We start from the raw sequence: 18,502 nt of genomic DNA, 5'->3' as shown, positions 1-18,502 counted from the left end.
GATGAACTCTGATGAAATGAAAAAACTTTTAGATGGAGTTAGAGACGGAACTATTACAGTAGATGAAGCTGCAACAAAGCTTGAAGATCTACCATACAAGGATTTAGGATTTGCAAAAATAGATAATCATAGAGAAATGAGAGTAGGTTATCCAGAGGTTATATACTGTGCAGGGAAGACCGTGGATCAAGTGAAAAGTATTGTAGAATTTATGAACACAAAGGATAGTAATATTTTAGGCACAAGAGCTACTAGAGAAATGTATGAGGCAGTTAAAGAAATTTGTCCAGAAGCTAGGTATAGTGAACTTGCAAGAACTATTACAGTAAAGAAGAAAGATATACAATTAACCAATTCTTACATTGCCGTAGTTACAGCAGGGACATCAGATTTGCCTGTGTCAGAAGAAGCAGCTATTACAGCTGAAATATTAGGAAACAGAGTAGAGAGAGTTACTGATGTAGGAGTGGCAGGAATACATAGACTTTTTAGTAAATTAGACATTATAAGAGGTGCAAAAGTGGTTATTACTGTTGCTGGCATGGAGGGAGCTCTTGCAAGTGTGGTAGGAGGTCTTGTAGATAAGCCTGTCATTGCAGTGCCAACTAGCGTAGGTTATGGTGCAAATTTTGGAGGACTTTCAGCACTACTTTCTATGTTAAATAGCTGTGCCAGCGGAACTAGTGTAGTAAATATAGATAATGGTTTTGGAGCAGGATATTTAGCAAGTATGATTAATAAGTTGTAGTACACAGTATTAAAAAATAATCGCTAGTCACTAGCGGCTAATTTCTAGATATAAAGAAATATCAAAGAAATTAGTGATTAGTGATTAGCGATTTTTTTCTACATAAGTTTATTTAAGTTTTTCAATTCCAATTCTAATTCTCTTTAAAGATTCTTCTTTTCCCATTATTTCAGCAAGTTCAAAAGCGCCGCCTGGTGAAGAAGGTTGACCTGATAGAGCAGTTCTAAGTGGCCATAACACAATACCATTTTTTACTCCCATTTCTCCAATAAGTCCGAAAACAGCATCATGAATAGAGTTAAATGACCAATCCTCTAATGCTTCTAATACAGGAAGGGCTTTTTCAAGGCTTACTAGTGAATTTTCAGGGTTAGTCTTCATTTTCTTATGAGTGTATAGATCTATTTCATAGTCAGGTAGTTCTTTAAAGAAATTTACCATTTCTGGTATATCTGTTAATACTTCTACTCTAGTTTGAAGTAATTCACTTATTTTAACTAAAAGTAGTCTTTTTAGTTCTTCTGCATTGAAAACCTCACTGTAGTATGGCATTGCAAGGCTGTGGAATTCTTCAGGAGAAAGTTTCTTTATGTATTCTCCATTCATCCATTTTAGTTTAACAGTATCAAAAATAGATGGAGCCTTGTGTATGTTTTTATAGTCAAATTGTTCAACTAATTCTTCAAGAGTGAATATTTCTTGGTCTGTTCCTGGGTTCCATCCAAGAAGAGCTATGAAGTTTAAAACAGCATCTTTTAAATATCCCTTTGCAAGTAAATCTTCAAAAGAAGCATCTCCATTTCTTTTACTTAACTTATTATGAGCATCCTTCATTATTGGAGGGCAGTGTACATAAGTAGGTATATCCCATCCAAAAGCATTATAAAGTCTATTGTACTTTGGAGCAGATGATAAATATTCATTACCACGAACTACATGAGTAATTCCCATTAAATGGTCATCTACAACATTAGCAAAATTATATGTAGGAAGTCCATCTGATTTTATTAATATCATATCTTCAAGTTCTGAGTTATCTACTGTAATTGTTCCATAAATTTCATCCTCAAAAGTTGTAATTCCTTCAGTTGGATTCTTTTGTCTTATAACAAAAGGTAATTCAGCAGCTAAGTTTTTTTCAACCTCACCTTTAGATAAGTTTCTACAGTGTCCATCATATTTAAATACTTTCTTTTCAGGATCTTCTGAATCTTCCTTAATAGAATCTAATCTTTCTTTATCACAGAAGCAGTAATAAGCTTCTCCCTTTTCAACTAATTCCTTTGCATAGTCCATATACATTCCACGTCTTTCGCTTTGAACGTAAGGACCTACAGGACCACCTATATCTGGACCCTCATCGTGATTTAATCCTGTCATTTTTAAAGTTTTATATATTACGTCAACAGCACCTTCAACATACCTTTCCTGATCTGTATCTTCAATTCTTAATATAAATTTTCCACCGGCATGTTTTGCTATTAAGTAAGTATAAAGAGCTGTTCTTAAATTACCAACGTGCATATATCCAGTTGGACTTGGGGCAAATCTTGTTCTAACTTCTTTTGCTGACATTTGTCTTCACTCCTATATAAATATTTCTGTATGCTTTAAATAATTATTGCATTATTTTTTATCACAAGACAATAATTTACTTGGAATACAAATAAATAACATATTTAAAAGCCTCTCATCAATGTGAATGATGAAAGGCACTTTAAATGCTATTTTAATCATATACCAAGGCATATTTCATGTCAATATTACAGGGATATTTAGAATTCCTTTTTGCTATATATTTGAGAAGATAATATATAGGATATGATTAATAATATAAAGACTATTGCTAGGATAATTAGTTGTATAGTATTCATGTTGTTTATTGAAAGAACCCAATTTACTAATTTTGTACCTACATCATACTTTAAAAGTTTTGGAATATATCCTGGCATAATTAATATTAGAAAGTATATTCCTATATTAAAGATTCTAAGCTTATTATAGTCATATTTATAATAAAGTGGAAAATAAAATGCGTAAAATAGACCAAGTATGTTAAAAGATACAATTAAATCCCATATATTAGCTGTTCTAGCAGCTGCTTTTATTCCAATTAAGTTTAAAAATAATGTAAATATTATTATAATCCCAGAAGTAAAGATAAGTTGAAGGATGAAAGAGGTGTATTTTGCCATAACCACTTCTTTTCTAATAATAGGCATGCTATTTAAGGATACATGTATTTTATACTTATCATCATACCCATTTGAGTAAAGAACTGATATATAAGTTATAATTATTATTGATATTACATAAAGTAAGCCTGGGTTTGATCCCATTTTAAGACCAGAGAAGGAAAGTATTAGTCCATATATAGCTATAAATATATTATATTTTGAAATAAGTTTAAAATCCTTCAAAACTAAGTTAAACATTCATGTACCTCCAATCTACATATCCTTTTTGTCGTATATCTTTATAGATATAAGCATGGATATTATTGTGAAAATTAAAACCATAACTAGTGATAGAGAGTTTATTATTGTTGAATTTTTTGCCATAAAGGTTATAAAGGATTCTACAGCTTCAAGGCTTAAAATAGATTGGGCTGCATTTATTAAAGTAAAAAAAGTAAAGTATATTATAAAATTTAATAATTTGGCTTGTCTAAAACCGTATTTAAAGTATATTGGAAAATTTATTGCCATGATAATAAAGCTAGATAAAATAACATACTTAATTACTTTTAAGTTTATAAGGTTAATTCCAGAAATAAGTTTTGTTGAAGATATGAAAGCACCAGCTAGCCCAACTGAAATTATAGCTACTATAATGTAAACAATTATACTTAAATATTTTGATATAACTACATCACTTCTCTTTATAGGAAGAGAATTTATTATATAATAGGATTTTGTTTTATCATCATATATAAATGTTTCACTAGAGAGAAAGTAAGCTATTGTAGTTATTATTAAAATATATCTACTATCAGAATTAAGATTATCAGCTAAGGTAATTAGTAGAAAAAAATATAGAACAAAGACAATTAAAGATCTCATTTTAAATGTTAATGCAAAGTCCTTCCTTATAAGATTTATCATAAAATTACCTCCTTACACTATAAACCATTATGTCTTCAAGACTTGGTTTTTCTATAATTACATCAGCTTTAAATAGTTTTTTTATCTTAGGAATATTGTCAGTTAAAGCTTCAAATCCAAAGTGATTTTCATGGATTCCTATAAATTCATTTTTTAAGCTGCTGTTTAAAACTTCAAGGCCGCCTTTTACAAGTCCATAAGTATCTAAAATCTCTTCCTTTGATTTGGAGAAAACTATATTTCCCTTGTTTATAAAAGTAATATAATCTGCTATCTTTTCAAGATCAGTAGTTATATGAGTTGAGAAAAATACACTTTTAGATTCATCTTGAATAAGAGAGTATAATATATCTAATATCTCATGTCTAAAGATTGGATCAAGTCCAGATGTTGGCTCATCCATTATAATTAGTTCAGCGTTGTGAGAGAGTGCTATAGCTAATGAAAATTTCATTTTCATTCCTTTAGAAAGAGTTTTAATTTTTTTCTTTGGATCTAGATCGAATTCCTTCATATATTCATTAAAAGCATCTTCATCCCACTTACTATAGAAGGGAGCTATTATTTTTTTCATCTTTTCCATGCTCAATTCTTCATAGTAGTAGTTCTCATCATATACAAAACCTATTTTATCTTTTATTTCTTTTTCATTTTTGATATTATCCATACCAAATATTTTAACTTCGCCACCATTTTTATGGAGTAAGTTCATAATTAATTTTATAGTTGTACTTTTACCGGCTCCGTTAGGACCGATGAATCCCATTATATATCCTCTTTCAAGTTGAAAGTTTATATCATTTAAAGTAAAATCCTTATATTCTTTGCGTAAGTTTGATATTTCTAAAATTTTATCCATGATATACCTCCTAATTTTCTTCATATAAAATTTTTAACATATCTGTGATTTCATCTAAGCTTAAATTTAACATTTTACCTTCAGAAACTACTTCAATAAGTTTTTCTTCAATTAATTTCAATCTTTTTTCACGTAGAAGTTCCTTATTTTGAGCTGCTACAAAGGAGCCTTTTCCTGCCACAGTTTCTATAAAGCCTTCACTTTCCAATTCTTCATAAGAACGCTTAGTGGTAATTACACTTATCTGAAGCTCTTTTGCAAGGCTTCTTATGGATGGAAGAGAATCTCCTTCTTCTAATTCACCATTTATTATTAGGTTTTTTATTTGATTGGCGATTTGTTCATATATTGGCTCACCAGAGGAATTAGAAATTATTATTTTCATCTATCATTCTCCTAACTAATAGTCTAGACTGTTAAGTGTGTATATACTGTATATAATGTATATATACAGTATATACGCGTACCCACTCTCATGTCAATATTTTTTTAAGGATTTGTTTTAAATGAATGTTGGTTTTTACATTCATTTAAAACTTTCCATTAGTAGGTTAAGGCTGTTTTAAAGATTGTTAAGTTCATTATAATGAGAAATTATAATTCTTATTTAGTATAGCAATTGTAGCGTTAAGAACTTTCATTTGTCTGAGCTATGCGAGTTAATGAAAGTTTAGCTACAGTTGCTATACTAAATTTAGAATTATTTTCGATATTATACGAAATCAACAATCTCTTAAAACATAGCCTTTTTTAAAATTTTTTATAATTATTTTTAAAAGCAAGAGTATACATATAATGAGATTAAGTCTATAATATTAAGAAAATTAAAGGGAAATTTTTGATTTCAATGCTAATACTTGGGGGTGGATTTTTATATTATGAAGAGCCATAAATTATTGAAAATTGTTATATTTATCTTTATATTAAGTGGAATTATATCTATAGATAATAAGCAGTGTTTATCTTATGAAAAACTAAATACAATTTCTGTAGAACAAAATGCTAAAAGTAGAGAGGAAATAGGGCAAAAATTTTATGAAAGTGACAGAGTGGTTAGAGGATTAAAAGTAATAGTGAGCATTGGAATTCCTATAGTTTTTTTAGCCACAGGGTTTTCTGCAAAGCTTAGAAATGCCTCTCAAAGTATTGGTAAGACTTATTTTATTACAATTGGTATATATGGTGTTCTTTATAATCTAATTAATGATCTAATATCTTTTCCCTTAAGTTATTATGGAGGATATGTTCAAAGACATTATTTTGGATTATCACATCAGCCTTTTTTATTGTGGCTTAAAAATTATCTTATAAATCTTGGTATAAGCTCTATAGTAATATTTTTGATTTTATGGATACCTTATAGAATAATAAAAGCAAGCCCTAAAAGATGGTGGATATATACAGGTATTATATCAATACCGCTAACCTTTATAATATTCTTGGCGCAGCCTATAGTAATTGATCCGCTATTTAATGATTTTAAGCCTATAAAAGATAAGCAAATGGAACAGAGTCTTATAAATCTAACAAAACAAGCAAATATAGAAAACTGCAATATATTAAAAGTTGATAAGAGTAAAGAAACTGATATGATGAATGCATATATGACTGGAATAGGAAAGTCTAAAAGGATAGTTTTATGGGATACCACAGTAGATAAGCTTAATTTAAGAGAGATCAAATTTGTAACTGCCCATGAAATAGGACATTATGTGCTTGGACATATAAAGAAGATGATGATTTTACAAATAATAAGCATTTTTGTGATTTTTTATATAATTTATGCAATAGCACCCTATATAATAGAAAAATATAAATACAAATTTAAGTTTAACAGCCTACAGGATATAGCCTCATTACCTTTAATAATATTAATGTTAAACTTATGTATTTTGGCTATAACACCTTCTTCTAATACTTATTCCTGCTATATGGAAAAACAAGCAGATACTTTTGCTATAGAAATTACAAGAGATAATGAAGCTGCCATTTCTTCTTTTCAAAAATTATCGGAAAGCGGAATTGTAATTCCAAATCCAGATCCAATTTATAAGTTGTGGACATATAATCATCCTCCTATAAGTGAAAGAGTAGAATTTTTAAAGGAATATAAACCTTGGACAGAAGGAAAGCAGTTAATTTATGAAGAATATATTAATACGAAAAGTTTTAAGTAATTGTAAGAATCAATATTCATTTCAGATAGATTTGCAGGCTAAAATGTTAATAAAGAGTAACTACTGATGGTATAAGGATGACAGTGAATTTGAAAAGTAGTATACTATTAAGGAATTTGTTTATGGTTGACCACAATATAATAAGCATTGATTTCAATTGATATTTAAATAATATTTATTGGAAATATAAAATAACTTTTATGCAAAGGAGAAGAGGCATGTATTTAATAAGCACAAAAAACAAAAGAGTGAATAATCCAACCTACTACATATATATTTTAGCCCTTATGACTATTGGATGGATAGGATTATTTTTAGTTAAGCTTAAAGATAGCTTCAAGGCTGGTGGCGGGGAGATCGATAGACAAGTTATAAATTATGTATCACAAGTGAGAAGAGGGTATTTAAATAAAATATTTGTGTTTACAAGTAGAAGTGCAGATACTGCATTTGCTATTATTTTTACTATTCTTGTAATAATACTTTTATATCGTATTAGTAAAAAAAGGGAAGCAAAATTTTATGCTATAAATATACTAATTATTGCTATTGCTAGTCAACTTTTGAAATATGTAGCTAGGAGACCAAGGCCAGAAGGAATTAGGCTAGTAGATATTAGTAAGTATACCAATGTAGGAACTTATAGTTTTCCAAGTGGTCATTCTATGATTTCAATGGCAGGAGCGTTGATAATTATATATTTTATATTAGATAATTTTAGAAATAGGATACTTGCTCACATTTTAAGTATATTAATATTTATTTATGCAGCTTTAATTGGTATAAGTAGAGTATATGTAGGAGTTCATTATACTAGTGACGTAGTCGGTGGCTGGGCAATTGCTTCTATATGGGTGTTAATAACACTAATTATATTTAGAAGACGGGGTAGAAGAGAGGAATATAAGTTTATAAGATAATAATAAACAAAATTTATAATAAATATTTTGAAGCTTTGCAGTTTAAACTGCAGGCTTTTTTTATTTAGCTCTATAAAATTTATATTACAAAATAAAGGAAGTGGTGTATAATATGTAAATATATGGTAATATATTAATATAATCCTTTGTGAAGTTGGAGGTGAATATTATGTCAGACAAGTTAATCATCATTGATAATTTAAGTAATTACATGCCAATAACTAAGGAGAAAAGATGGAAGATTGGTAAATTTGTACTTAAGGGAACTATATATAGCTTAATCTTTCTAATCATTAGAGCTATATTTATTTTGCCAATTTTTATATTTACAGAAGATAAAACTAGTTTTATTGAATTATACACTCAGAAGTATACATATTCCAGTCCTAGCTATGAACAAATATGGGAAAACTTTAGAAGTGCTTTTTCAATATTATTTGAAAATAACGATTTTTTAGTTAAGTATATGATTGTAGGCTTTATTATATTAAGTATTATTTTAATTTTTGCTATGAAATCTCCAAGTGGAATTTTAATTAGTTTTGTAGCTACTGTTATATCTCCTTATATAATAAAAAATATATTTGTACCAGTATTATCAATTATATATGTACCAATTAATTTTTTTAGTTTGTTTATTGATGGGCTATTTCCCACTATACCAATTATGGCAGTTTGGGCAGGAGTTGGATTCCTAATCGGAGCTATAAATTTTTTCTATAAAAAAGGAAAATTATCAAAAATATTTTTATCTACAATTCTAGTGGGGTTATTTGTACTGAACAAGGACAAGTTCTCTTTAGAAAATATAGTGCAATTGGAAAACTGGTTTTAAGGGAAAAAGGTTGTCATTAATGTTGGCAACCTTTTAATTTTTTTAGGAATACATTTTGTGTTATTTAATATAAATTAATGTAAAACATATATTGGATATATAAGAAAATAATATTTAAAGAAAGGACAAAATAAATGGACATAAAAGAAAAAATTATTCATATGGCAGAAGCTTATAAAGAAGATATGGTGGGATTTCTCATTGATATTATTAAAATTCCAAGTATTAGTGGACAAGAACAGGAAGTTGCCTTAAGAATTAAAGAAGAGATGATAAAGGTAGGGTTCGATAGTGTATTCCTAGATGGACTTGGAAATGTTATAGGGAGAATAGGAAATGGAAAAACAGTAATTGCAATGGATGCACATATGGATACTGTAGATGTGGGAGATAGAGAATTATGGCAAGTAGATCCATTTGGTGGAATTATTCAAGATGGAATTATATATGGGAGGGGGGCAGCAGATCAAAAAAGTGCGGCGGCTTCAATAATATATGCAGTTAAGATAATAAAAGAATTGGGTCTTGAAGATGATTACACTTTATATGTTACTTGTACAGTTTTAAAAGAAGAGTGTGATGGACTAGCTTGGCATTATATTATAGATGAAGATGGTATAGTACCGGATTTTGTGATTATAACAGAACCTACTAATTTAAACATATACACAGGACACAGGGGAAGGGTAGAATTTGAGATTATTACAAAGGGATTATCTTGTGATGCTAGCTCTCCACAAAGAGGTATAAATGCTATTTATAAAACTGTACCAATTATTCATCAGTTAGAAGAATTAAATAGAAATTTTAAAGAAGATAATTTTCTAGGAAAGGCTTCCGTTGCTGTAACACAAATATATTTTAATACACCATCTAAAGGATCAATTCCAGATGAATGTAAAATTAAAATTGATAGAAGAATTACTACAGGGGAGGATTCAAGTAAAGCCCTAAGAGAAATAAGGACTTTAAAGGGATTGGAAAATTCCAAGGTAAAAATAGTAAAGTGTAAGAAGCCTAGTTATACAGGGGTTATATATCCATTAAATAAGTACTCTCCATCTTGGTGTATAGAAAATGAAAGTGTTTTTTTAAAGGCTGCTATGGAGACCTATAGAAAAATGTTTGATAAAGAGCCTAAGATAGACAAATGGAGATTAAGTACTAATGGTAGTGCAACTATGGGTGAGTATAAAATACCCACTATTGGATTTGGTCCGGGAAATGAAGTTTTTGCTCATGGTCCAAGAGAGCAGGTTGCTGTAGAGCAATTAATAAAGGCCTGTGAGTTTTATGCAATGTTTCCTCAAAATATAATAAAATTGCGATAGATATAGTGTGTTATATCTATCGCAATTTTTATTAGTAAATTATAAGATTTTATACTAAATTATAGATATTTCATCAAGTTTCTATATAGGAGTTGCCATCTAGTGGTATCAACATTTGAAGAGGCGGTCTTTCATTTAGCAAACCTATAGCATAGAAGGTATAGTATCTACCAGGCCTTATTGTAACATTAGGTACAGTTAAAGCTACGTTAGAGGTTCCAGTTGGCCTAAGCTGAATAGTGTAGGTTCCAGCATCAACAGGAATATAGCTGGTAGCTTTAGTGAATCCAACATTTTTAAATAATATATTTCCATTTGGAAGGGTAACATCTACTGCAGGAGCATTTGGTGATAAGTGGACAAACCTTATATAAGATTTTCTAGGTATTTGAGGAAGTTTAGGTTCTTCAAAAGGAAGAAGCTTTATGTTAGCAAGTCTATCTGCAGCAGCAATAGTTTGGATTGTATTAGGTATAAAATTATAACTAGTATTTATAACAGGATTAGTTGTCTTACCAGCTGGATAAACTCTTACATTGTATAACCCCGGAGCTAAAGAAAAGTAAGGGGTGAATTGTCTGTAGGCTAAATTTCTGGCTACAACTCTATCATTAAAGTAAACATCTACTGCTGGTGCATCTGGAGAGGCATGAAGTATTCTTGCAAAAGCTTTCTCAGGTGCTCTAAAGTAAGGATAAAAGAACATACTGTATTCACCTTTCTAAATTATTTTTACATAATAGAATATGTATTTAAGTGGAGATAGGTGCAAGTTTAAATACTAAAATAAATATTGAAATTATTGTATAATTAATTATGAGGTTTTTAATTTAATTTTAACCTAAGTATAGTATGTGATTTAAAGGAGAATTTTTAATGAAACAAAAATTGGACTTCAAGTTTAGGTTTATTCATGTATCAGATACACATTTGGGAAGCATTTTACATATTAATTCTAATGATGAATATGACATGGATGGAAGATTCAGTGAAGCGGTGTACACAGCTTTTCAAAGAATATGCCACGCAGCAATTAATTTGCAAGTAGATTTTATAATTATATCTGGAGATATTTACGATAGAGAATTAAAAACTGTAAAGGCTAGCAGGTTTTTTTATGATCAGTGCAAAAGGCTAGAAGAAAATAATATAAACATATATCTAATTAGAGGAAATCATGACCCATTAGGGGAAGATAAAGAGCTATTTGTTTTACCACAAAACGTGCACACTTTCAGCTGTGAAGAGGCAGAAGCTGTAGATATATATGTACATGGAGATTTAGTAGGGAAAATTATTGGACAATCATACAAAAACAAATGGGAAGGCAGAAAGATTTTTAAAACTTATGGACAAGCAGATAGTTTATTATATAACATAGGAGTGCTTCACACAGGATTAGATATTAATGACAATAGATATGTTCCAAGCACTATAGAAGAACTAAAATTAATAGAAAACATTAATTATTGGGCACTAGGTCATATTCACAAATGTAAAGTTATAAACAGTGAAAGTCCTGCCATTGCCTATCCTGGAATACCTCAAGGAAGAGATATAGGTGAGGAGGAAATTGGAGGATGCTTATTAGTTGAAGTAAGAGAAGACTTAACTGAAAAGATTAGATATATTCCCATATCTTCATTTGTATGGCTAAAGATAACATTAAATATTGATGAAAAAAAAGAGGGAGAATTAGATAATTTAAATGACTTAGAAGAGTTTATTCTTGAAGAAGGAAAGAAAATATTAGAGAGGAATTTAACTATACCAGAAGGTCTTGAAAGTATATATCCTGCAGACAAGGTAGTAGAGGGCTATATAGTTCAATGGAATCTAGAAGGTAGGGGAAAGATAGATAGTATTTTAAGGGAAGATGAAGAAAATGTAGTAAGTTATTTAAAAGATAGATTAAACGATTATTTTATGAGTCAATCCGTGTTAATATATACAGACTCAATTTACATTAATACATTAAAAGAGGTACCTTTAGATTATTTAAACAATAGAAATCAAGTTATTAAATCAGTGAATGAAATAGTAGATTCACTTCTTAAGGATGAAAACATGAAAAAAGAAGTAATAAGTTCTTTTGGAAACCTGTTTGAAAAAGTTAATGATAAAGAAGATTTTAATGAAGAAAAAATACCATTAGATGATCAGCTTATTGAAGATATAATAAATGCCTCAAGAGAAATTATTATAGAAAAGTTTATAGAAAAAGGTGAATACAATTGAGAATAAAGAGGATATCTATAAGTGATTTTGGAGTCTTTAGAGATGAAATTTTAGAAGATATTGATAAAGATATAATAGTTATAGGTGGCTATAACAGGGCTGGAAAAACAACCTTTATGAAGCTATTTAGACACATTGGCTTTGGATTTTCTTCAAAAGATAAAAATTTACCTAAGCCTAATATAGAGTATGGTGTTAGTTGTGATATAGAAAATAATAAAGGAGAAATATTTAATATAAATATTACAGGAAATAAAGCTCCAACGGTTACTGCTCTTAATAGTAATAAAAACCTATCAATTGAAGATTTATATGGTGATATTGACTATTTTACATATAAGCAGCTTTTTACATTAAGTTTAGATGAATTGCAAAATACATCTACAGATGGCTCTAAAGAAATAGGTAATATGCAAAGTATATTTTTAGGAGCAGGGTTTAAGGAAATTGTCCAAATACCAAAACTTCTAAATGAATTAGAAAAAGAAGCAAAAAAAATAGGGGGTAAAAATGGGAATCCTTCAACTGCTCAATTTAAGCCATACTATATGGAGATAAAAGAGGGAATAAAATTAAGAAAAAAAGCAAGTACTCAGGTGGAAGACTACTATGAGAAGAAAAATCAGCTTAACAAAAATAAAGAATCTATATTTAGCCTAAAAGATTACATAAGGACCTTAAAAGATAAAATAAATCTTCTAAGTACATTAAAAAGTAATTTTAAATCTTATGAACAGTTAAGGATTTTAGATATAAGCTTAGAAAGCTTAAATATAGAAAGTGGAGCAGAAAAGTTTAAAAATGGCTCATTAGAAAAAGCTTTGGATTTAAAAAATGAATATGAAAATATTCTTGCAAAGTATAATTTAAAAAACTACGAATTTATTCAAAGTGCAGGAGAAGTAGAAAAAGTGCAATCTAAACTTCTAATACATAAAGATGATTTAAAAAAAGTTAATGGTAATATTTCAGGAATAAGTGAGAAAATAAGCAATTATAATGAAGTAAGAGATAATTGTATAAGAAATAAATCAGAAATATCTAAAAAGATTTCTAGCTTAAATGAAAAGTGGAAGAATAATTTTAGTAAAGTTTTAAGTATTCCAACAGATACCATTCACTGGAATAGGTTAATAAATATAGTAGAAGAACAGAAAGATTTAATTTATAAGAGAAGAGAATTGGAGAATGAAGTAAAATCTCTAAAATCAAGTAAGGAAGTCTTAAATAAGACAGCTCCAAGAAGTGAACTTATAAACTTTAATAAGCTACTAAATAGATATTTTTATATGTCTTTAGTGATAATACTTTGCGGAGTAATTTTGGCATTTGTAAGATATAAAGAAGGAATTATATTATCCTTATCTGGTGCCATATTAGGGGGAATGTATACAATAGTAAAGTACTCTTCTAATAGTAACAAAATTACTAGTAACAAAGATATATATATAAAATTAGATGAGGTGACAGTTGAGCTGCAGGAAAAAGAGTCAGAATTAAATAGAGTTATAGAAAAATTAAAAGTTAGGGAAGATGATTTAAAAAACTACGGTGAATTAATGGACATAAAAGAATCAACTTCAGGAGAATTCATAAAAGAATACTTTAGAAAGGTAAAAGAAATTAAGGAAGGGTTAATTAATCTTCAAAGTTTAATAGATAAAGCAACTGGAGTAAAATGTGAATTAGATGAGAGTTTTTCCCTAATATTTAGCTTACTAGAAAACTTTAGAGAAGTACTTAACGAAGAAGAAAAAGAGCTGCTAGATAAGGAACCAATAAATAATAGCAGAGAATTGTTTGCTTTAATTAATAAACTAAATAGTTATGTAGATTTAGCAGAAGAATTAAATAGAATAAAATATGAAAAATCATTATTAGAGGATAAGATTAGAAAGCTTGTATCACAAGAAATAGATGAAAATAATATACTTCAGGTATTGGATTCCTATATTGAAGAAAACGAGTCCTATAGAGAACTGTTAGAAATAAAATCACAGCATGAAATAGTTGAAAAGACCTTAATAAATACATTTAAATTGATATGTGATAAGGAAGAGGCATCAAAATTCAGAAGCTTTTTCGAAAAATACACTTGTTATGAACAAATACAAGAAGAATATGAAATCTGTGAAAAAGAGTATTTAAATAGTTCAGATAAGTTAGAAAGCCTTACTGAAGAAGAGCAAAAGTTAAAGCATGAATTAACTTCTTTGCTTTCTACTAAAGATATTGAGCTAGCTCAACGTAAGATTGATAGCTCTAAAAATTCAATGGAATTCTTGGCAAAAAAATATGCTTCATTAAAAACTGCAGAATTTATACTAGAAAAAATTCAAAATGACTTTATGGAAAAAACTAAAGACTCTCTTTTAAAGGGTGCTAGCAAATATATGCAAGAGATAACTAGGGGAGAATATACTGACATACTTCCTGTGGATAACTTAATGGAAGTAGATTTTAAAACAGTTCTTAAGGATGGAAGTACAAAGGAAAATTCTAATATTTTAAGCAGAGCTACAAAGGAGCAATTATTTTTATCTGTAAGGTTGAGTAGGATAAATGAGATAACACCACATCTTCCAATAATATTAGATGATTCTTTTGTCAATTTTGATGAGATTCATACAAGGGAAGTAATTAAGGTTTTAAATTATCTATCTAAAAGCAATCAAATTTTTATAACTACCTGCCACTCTAGGTTAGTGGAATATATTGGTGAGGTAGGGAGAAGTATAAAATATCTTAAACTTGAGAATGGAAAGTTTATTAATACAGATAAAGATAGTCTAGTTGAATATTTAAATCCATGACTATAAATAAGAATTATTAATGGATCATCAGTATAATAAATTATTGACGTTAAAAGATTGAAAATGTATAATTGATTTTATGAAATAAGGTTTATAGTAAATATTTTTAAAAAATCCAATAAATACAATTGAATTCAGTTTTATTTTATTTGCAAGATGTTACAGGAGAGTTAAAATGAATGTATTAGTTGTAGATGATTCCAATTTTATAAGGCTTAACATTATAAATTATTTGAAAAATAATAATATTACAGTAATAGGACAAGCGTCTAATGGAAATGAGGCAATTAACCTATATGAAAAGCTAAGACCAGATATCGTAACAATGGATATAACTATGCCAGATATGGATGGAGTTGAAGCAGTTAAAAAGATAGTTGAAATAGACCCACATGCAAAAATAATAATGTGTTCAGCATTGGGACAACAAGTCAAGATTATTGAAGCTATGGAAGCAGGGGCTAAAAGTTTCTTAACGAAACCTTTAAATGAAGAGAGAATAGTTATGGAAATAAATAAGGTTATAACTAGTTAGCAGCAATATTAAGCTTAATAGATAATTAGAAATTAAAATATAGGGGGTAAGGAAATGGCAGATCCAAGATTGAAAAAACTTGCAAAACTTCTAGTAAATTATTCAGCTGAAGTTAAAAAAGGTGACTTTGTATACGTACAATGTGAAAGCATTGCAGAGCCTTGGATGGCAGAAGTAGTTAAAGAAGCAATCCTTGCAGGAGCACATGTGGAAACTAATTTAACTTCTCATGAAGCAAATGAGATGAAATTAAAGTATAGCAGTGATGAGCAGCTTCAAGAAGAAAACTTTATGGCTAAAACACTTCTATCTAAGGCAGATGTATGGCTTACTGCCTGGGGAACTAAAAATACAAAATCTAATTCAAACATAGATTCAAGAAAAATTCAGTTAAGTGCTAAAGGAGCAGCTAGTTGGAGAAAGATTTACTCAGAAAGAATGGGAGATGGCAGTCTTAGATGGTGCGGAACACAATTTCCTACTTATGCAGATGCTCAAGAAGCAAGTATGAGCCTTTCAGAATATGAAGATTTTGTTTATGGAGCAGGACTTTTAGATAGTGAAGATCCAGTGGCAGAATGGAAAAGGATAAGTTCTTATCAAGAAAAGTGGGTAAAATATTTAGATACAAAAAAGGAATTACATATTATATCTGAGGGGACAGATATAGTGGTTAATATTAACGGAAGAAAGTGGATTAACTGTGACGGAAAAGTGAACTTCCCTGATGGAGAAATATTTACTTCCCCTGTAGAAGACGGAGTTAATGGATATGTAACCTTTAGTTTTCCAGGAATCTATGCTGGAAAAGAAATAGAGGGCATAAAGCTTGAAGTTAAAGATGGAAAGGTTATAAAAGCAACTGCTAAAAAAGGAGAAGACCTTCTAAAAGCTCTTTTAGAAACAGATGAAGGAGCTTCAAGATTTGGGGAAGTTGCTATAGGAACTAACTATGGAATTAAAAAATTTACAAGAAATATGCTTTTTGATGAAAAAATAGGTGGAACTGTGCACATGGCAATAGGTGATTCTATGCCAGAAGCAGGAGGGAAAAATAGATCTACTATACATTGGGATATGCTTTGTGACATGAGAAATGGTGGCAAGATATATGCTGATGGAGAGCTTTTCTATGAAAATGGAAAATTCATAGATAGCTTGATAAAATAATAAAAAAACACTTTCTTGGCCTTCACTATGAAATCTTGTGTTAACTACAAAATAAGGTGTTAAAAATAAAAGGTATATAATTCCCTGTTGAATTATATACCTTTTAAATTTTATTAATTTAAATTAAATGATTTAAAGCATATATTACTTATAACGTACAAAGATGCCTTACCAATACATTATTTGCTGATACTATTTATCATTAGAGAGCATATTGACTGCTTTTAAGCCAGCAATATTTACAGCGTCTGTAGGAGTTGAGTATGCGGGAGCATAGGCTAGTTGAAGATTAGCTGCATCGTATACAGTTCCTCCTAGGCTTATAAGAGTTGCAAATACATCAATTCTTTTATCCACTCCTTCATATCCTAAAGCTTGAACTCCTAAAATTTTTCCATCATAGTCAAATATTAATTTTATTTTTATACTGCCGCTTCCTGGATAAGTTGCAGCATGTGACTTAGCAGTAGCATAGGCTACTTTATAAGGTATATTATATTTTTGAAGTGTTTTTTCATTATTTCCTGTGGAACCACAAGTTAAATCAAACACCTTAATTAGAGCAGATCCAAGAGATCCTCTATAAAAGTAATCAATATTCATTATATTATGTGCTATAATATCAGACTGTCTTGCAGCAGGGCTTGCTAGGGCAATATTAGTTTTATAGCCATTTACATAGTCTTCTGTTTCTACTGCATCTCCTAAAGCATATATGTTCTCAAAATTAGTTTGCATTTTTTGATTTACTGTAATGTGTCCACGTTGCCCAAGTTCTATTGGAGAACTATTTAGAAAATCTATATCAGGCTTAATTCCAATAGAAAGGATTATCATATCACTTTGAATTTTTGTTCCACTGCCTAAAGATAACTCAATTATATTATCAATATCACTAAATGATTTTACAGGGTCATTTGTAATCAAATTTATACCATTATCTATAAGTTCACTTTCAATCAATTCAGCCATGTCAGTATCAAAAGGAGAAAGAATGTGGGGAGAAGCCTCAACCATAGTTACCCTAATGCCAAGGTTTTTTAAGTTTTCTGCAACCTCTACACCAATGTATCCTCCGCCAACTATAGTTACGGATTTAACAGATGAATTGTTTAGGTATTCTTTTATTTTATCTGCATCCGGTACATTTCTTAAAGTAAATATTTTAGAGCTATTGACACCAGGAATAGGTGGAACAAAAGGTTTAGCACCTGGAGATAGAACTAGATAATCATAGTTTTCTTTATATGTTTTATCATCTTCTCTAACAGTAATAGTCCTATTAATAGGATCTATAGAGGTTACTTCACTGTTTATTTTAACAGTAACATTATGTGCTTTTTTCATTTCTTCAGGAGTTCTTACAAAAATTTTACGTCTATCTTCTACTATATTTCCAATATAATATGGAAGAGCACAGCTGGAGTAGGATATATAAGGTCCTTTCTCATAAATTATTATCTCTGCATCACTATCAAGTTTTCTAAGCCTGCTAGCAGTAGTAGCACCACCGGCAGATCCACCAACTATTACAACTTTTTTACTCATTGCTCATCCTCCTTGAAATTATAAATATTAATGGAACTTTGAGAAATTGCTATTTCTTATATTATACTTATTATATATCTATTATATCATTAAACAGGATTTATGGAAAAATAGTATTAAATAAGTATTTATATTAATAAGTAACATATAAGAAAAAAGCTTGCTGTATTTAAACAACAAGCTTAGATTGTACAAAATCTCATATTAGATGCCAAATTTTATAA

General features: G+C 29.4%; 16 protein-coding genes. 9 read left to right on the top strand and 7 right to left on the bottom strand.

Going from position 1 to position 18,502, the window contains the following annotated elements; all coding sequences use genetic code 11:
- Position 1: 1 nt before the first annotated feature.
- Positions 2-748 (top strand): nickel pincer cofactor biosynthesis protein LarB, encoded by a 747-nt coding sequence (larB, locus tag ACWW38_RS04165; protein WP_456259552.1) that lies wholly within the window; start codon positions 2-4, stop codon positions 746-748.
- A gap of 108 nt (positions 749-856) precedes the next feature.
- Here larB and gltX read toward each other — a convergent pair whose 3' ends face one another.
- From gltX to ACWW38_RS04140, 5 genes are all read right to left on the bottom strand, one after another.
- The gene (gltX, locus tag ACWW38_RS04160; protein WP_456259551.1) at positions 857-2,323 is read right to left on the bottom strand and encodes a glutamate--tRNA ligase; all 1,467 of its coding nucleotides are present in this window, start codon (positions 2,321-2,323) and stop codon (positions 857-859) included.
- Between the two features lie 200 nt (positions 2,324-2,523).
- The gene (locus tag ACWW38_RS04155; protein WP_456259550.1) at positions 2,524-3,183 is read right to left on the bottom strand and encodes an ABC-2 transporter permease; all 660 of its coding nucleotides are present in this window, start codon (positions 3,181-3,183) and stop codon (positions 2,524-2,526) included.
- Positions 3,184-3,198: 15 nt separating this feature from the next.
- Entirely contained in the window at positions 3,199-3,852 is a 654-nt protein-coding gene (locus tag ACWW38_RS04150) for an ABC-2 transporter permease (protein WP_456259549.1), read from the bottom strand.
- Between the two features lie 4 nt (positions 3,853-3,856).
- Positions 3,857-4,711 carry an ABC transporter ATP-binding protein gene (locus tag ACWW38_RS04145; protein ID WP_456259548.1) on the bottom strand — a complete coding sequence of 285 codons (855 nt, stop codon included), beginning with the start codon at positions 4,709-4,711 and terminating at the stop codon, positions 3,857-3,859.
- A gap of 10 nt (positions 4,712-4,721) precedes the next feature.
- Positions 4,722-5,096 (bottom strand): GntR family transcriptional regulator, encoded by a 375-nt coding sequence (locus ACWW38_RS04140; RefSeq protein ID WP_456259547.1) that lies wholly within the window; start codon positions 5,094-5,096, stop codon positions 4,722-4,724.
- Between the two features lie 493 nt (positions 5,097-5,589).
- On the opposite strand from ACWW38_RS04140, the gene ACWW38_RS04135 reads away from it, so the two are divergent.
- From ACWW38_RS04135 to ACWW38_RS04120, 4 genes are all read left to right on the top strand, one after another.
- On the top strand, positions 5,590-6,888 hold the full coding sequence (locus tag ACWW38_RS04135) for a M48 family metallopeptidase (protein ID WP_456259546.1): 1,299 nt from the start codon (positions 5,590-5,592) through the stop codon (positions 6,886-6,888).
- Positions 6,889-7,106: 218 nt separating this feature from the next.
- A complete protein-coding gene (locus ACWW38_RS04130) occupies positions 7,107-7,808 on the top strand; it encodes a phosphatase PAP2 family protein (protein ID WP_456259545.1) in 702 nt (233 codons plus the stop codon).
- 169 nt (positions 7,809-7,977) lie between these two features.
- Complete coding sequence (locus tag ACWW38_RS04125) at positions 7,978-8,643, top strand: hypothetical protein (protein ID WP_456259544.1); 666 nt, start codon at positions 7,978-7,980, stop codon at positions 8,641-8,643.
- A 134-nt stretch (positions 8,644-8,777) separates the two neighbouring features.
- Entirely contained in the window at positions 8,778-9,974 is a 1,197-nt protein-coding gene (locus tag ACWW38_RS04120) for a YgeY family selenium metabolism-linked hydrolase (RefSeq protein WP_456259543.1), read from the top strand.
- Between the two features lie 73 nt (positions 9,975-10,047).
- Here ACWW38_RS04120 and ACWW38_RS04115 read toward each other — a convergent pair whose 3' ends face one another.
- Positions 10,048-10,680, bottom strand: coding sequence for a DUF4397 domain-containing protein (locus tag ACWW38_RS04115; RefSeq protein ID WP_456259542.1), 633 nt, complete (start codon positions 10,678-10,680; stop codon positions 10,048-10,050).
- 170 nt (positions 10,681-10,850) lie between these two features.
- Here ACWW38_RS04115 and ACWW38_RS04110 point away from each other — a divergent pair, with 170 nt between their 5' ends.
- From ACWW38_RS04110 to ACWW38_RS04095, 4 genes are all read left to right on the top strand, one after another.
- Entirely contained in the window at positions 10,851-12,212 is a 1,362-nt protein-coding gene (locus ACWW38_RS04110) for a metallophosphoesterase family protein (protein WP_456259541.1), read from the top strand.
- Entirely contained in the window at positions 12,209-15,025 is a 2,817-nt protein-coding gene (locus tag ACWW38_RS04105) for an ATP-binding protein (RefSeq protein ID WP_456259540.1), read from the top strand. The genes ACWW38_RS04110 and ACWW38_RS04105 overlap by 4 nt, the downstream gene beginning before the upstream one ends.
- A 175-nt stretch (positions 15,026-15,200) precedes the next feature.
- Positions 15,201-15,560, top strand: a complete 360-nt coding sequence (locus ACWW38_RS04100; protein WP_456259539.1) for a response regulator — start codon at positions 15,201-15,203, stop codon at positions 15,558-15,560.
- 54 nt (positions 15,561-15,614) lie between these two features.
- Positions 15,615-16,730, top strand: a complete 1,116-nt coding sequence (locus tag ACWW38_RS04095; RefSeq protein ID WP_456259538.1) for an aminopeptidase — start codon at positions 15,615-15,617, stop codon at positions 16,728-16,730.
- A gap of 192 nt (positions 16,731-16,922) precedes the next feature.
- Here ACWW38_RS04095 and ACWW38_RS04090 read toward each other — a convergent pair whose 3' ends face one another.
- Positions 16,923-18,278 (bottom strand): FAD-dependent oxidoreductase, encoded by a 1,356-nt coding sequence (locus ACWW38_RS04090; RefSeq protein ID WP_456259537.1) that lies wholly within the window; start codon positions 18,276-18,278, stop codon positions 16,923-16,925.
- Positions 18,279-18,502: the final 224 nt, after the last annotated feature.

The organism is Clostridium sp. JNZ J1-5 (genome assembly GCF_053901425.1).
Note: the sequence above shows the minus strand (reverse complement) of the source record. Positions and strands in the feature narration are given on the sequence as shown.

Excerpts from the sequence above, each read along its gene's own strand:
- larB (WP_456259552.1), top strand. The coding sequence starts at position 2 with ATGAACTCTGATGAAATGAAAAAACTTTTAGATGGAGTTAGAGACGGA.
- gltX (WP_456259551.1), bottom strand. The coding sequence starts at position 2,323 with ATGTCAGCAAAAGAAGTTAGAACAAGATTTGCCCCAAGTCCAACTGGA.
- ACWW38_RS04155 (WP_456259550.1), bottom strand. The coding sequence starts at position 3,183 with ATGTTTAACTTAGTTTTGAAGGATTTTAAACTTATTTCAAAATATAAT.
- ACWW38_RS04150 (WP_456259549.1), bottom strand. The coding sequence starts at position 3,852 with ATGATAAATCTTATAAGGAAGGACTTTGCATTAACATTTAAAATGAGA.
- ACWW38_RS04145 (WP_456259548.1), bottom strand. The coding sequence starts at position 4,711 with ATGGATAAAATTTTAGAAATATCAAACTTACGCAAAGAATATAAGGAT.
- ACWW38_RS04140 (WP_456259547.1), bottom strand. The coding sequence starts at position 5,096 with ATGAAAATAATAATTTCTAATTCCTCTGGTGAGCCAATATATGAACAA.
- ACWW38_RS04135 (WP_456259546.1), top strand. The coding sequence starts at position 5,590 with ATGAAGAGCCATAAATTATTGAAAATTGTTATATTTATCTTTATATTA.
- ACWW38_RS04130 (WP_456259545.1), top strand. The coding sequence starts at position 7,107 with ATGTATTTAATAAGCACAAAAAACAAAAGAGTGAATAATCCAACCTAC.
- ACWW38_RS04125 (WP_456259544.1), top strand. The coding sequence starts at position 7,978 with ATGTCAGACAAGTTAATCATCATTGATAATTTAAGTAATTACATGCCA.
- ACWW38_RS04120 (WP_456259543.1), top strand. The coding sequence starts at position 8,778 with ATGGACATAAAAGAAAAAATTATTCATATGGCAGAAGCTTATAAAGAA.
- ACWW38_RS04115 (WP_456259542.1), bottom strand. The coding sequence starts at position 10,680 with ATGTTCTTTTATCCTTACTTTAGAGCACCTGAGAAAGCTTTTGCAAGA.
- ACWW38_RS04110 (WP_456259541.1), top strand. The coding sequence starts at position 10,851 with ATGAAACAAAAATTGGACTTCAAGTTTAGGTTTATTCATGTATCAGAT.
- ACWW38_RS04100 (WP_456259539.1), top strand. The coding sequence starts at position 15,201 with ATGAATGTATTAGTTGTAGATGATTCCAATTTTATAAGGCTTAACATT.
- ACWW38_RS04095 (WP_456259538.1), top strand. The coding sequence starts at position 15,615 with ATGGCAGATCCAAGATTGAAAAAACTTGCAAAACTTCTAGTAAATTAT.
- ACWW38_RS04090 (WP_456259537.1), bottom strand. The coding sequence starts at position 18,278 with ATGAGTAAAAAAGTTGTAATAGTTGGTGGATCTGCCGGTGGTGCTACT.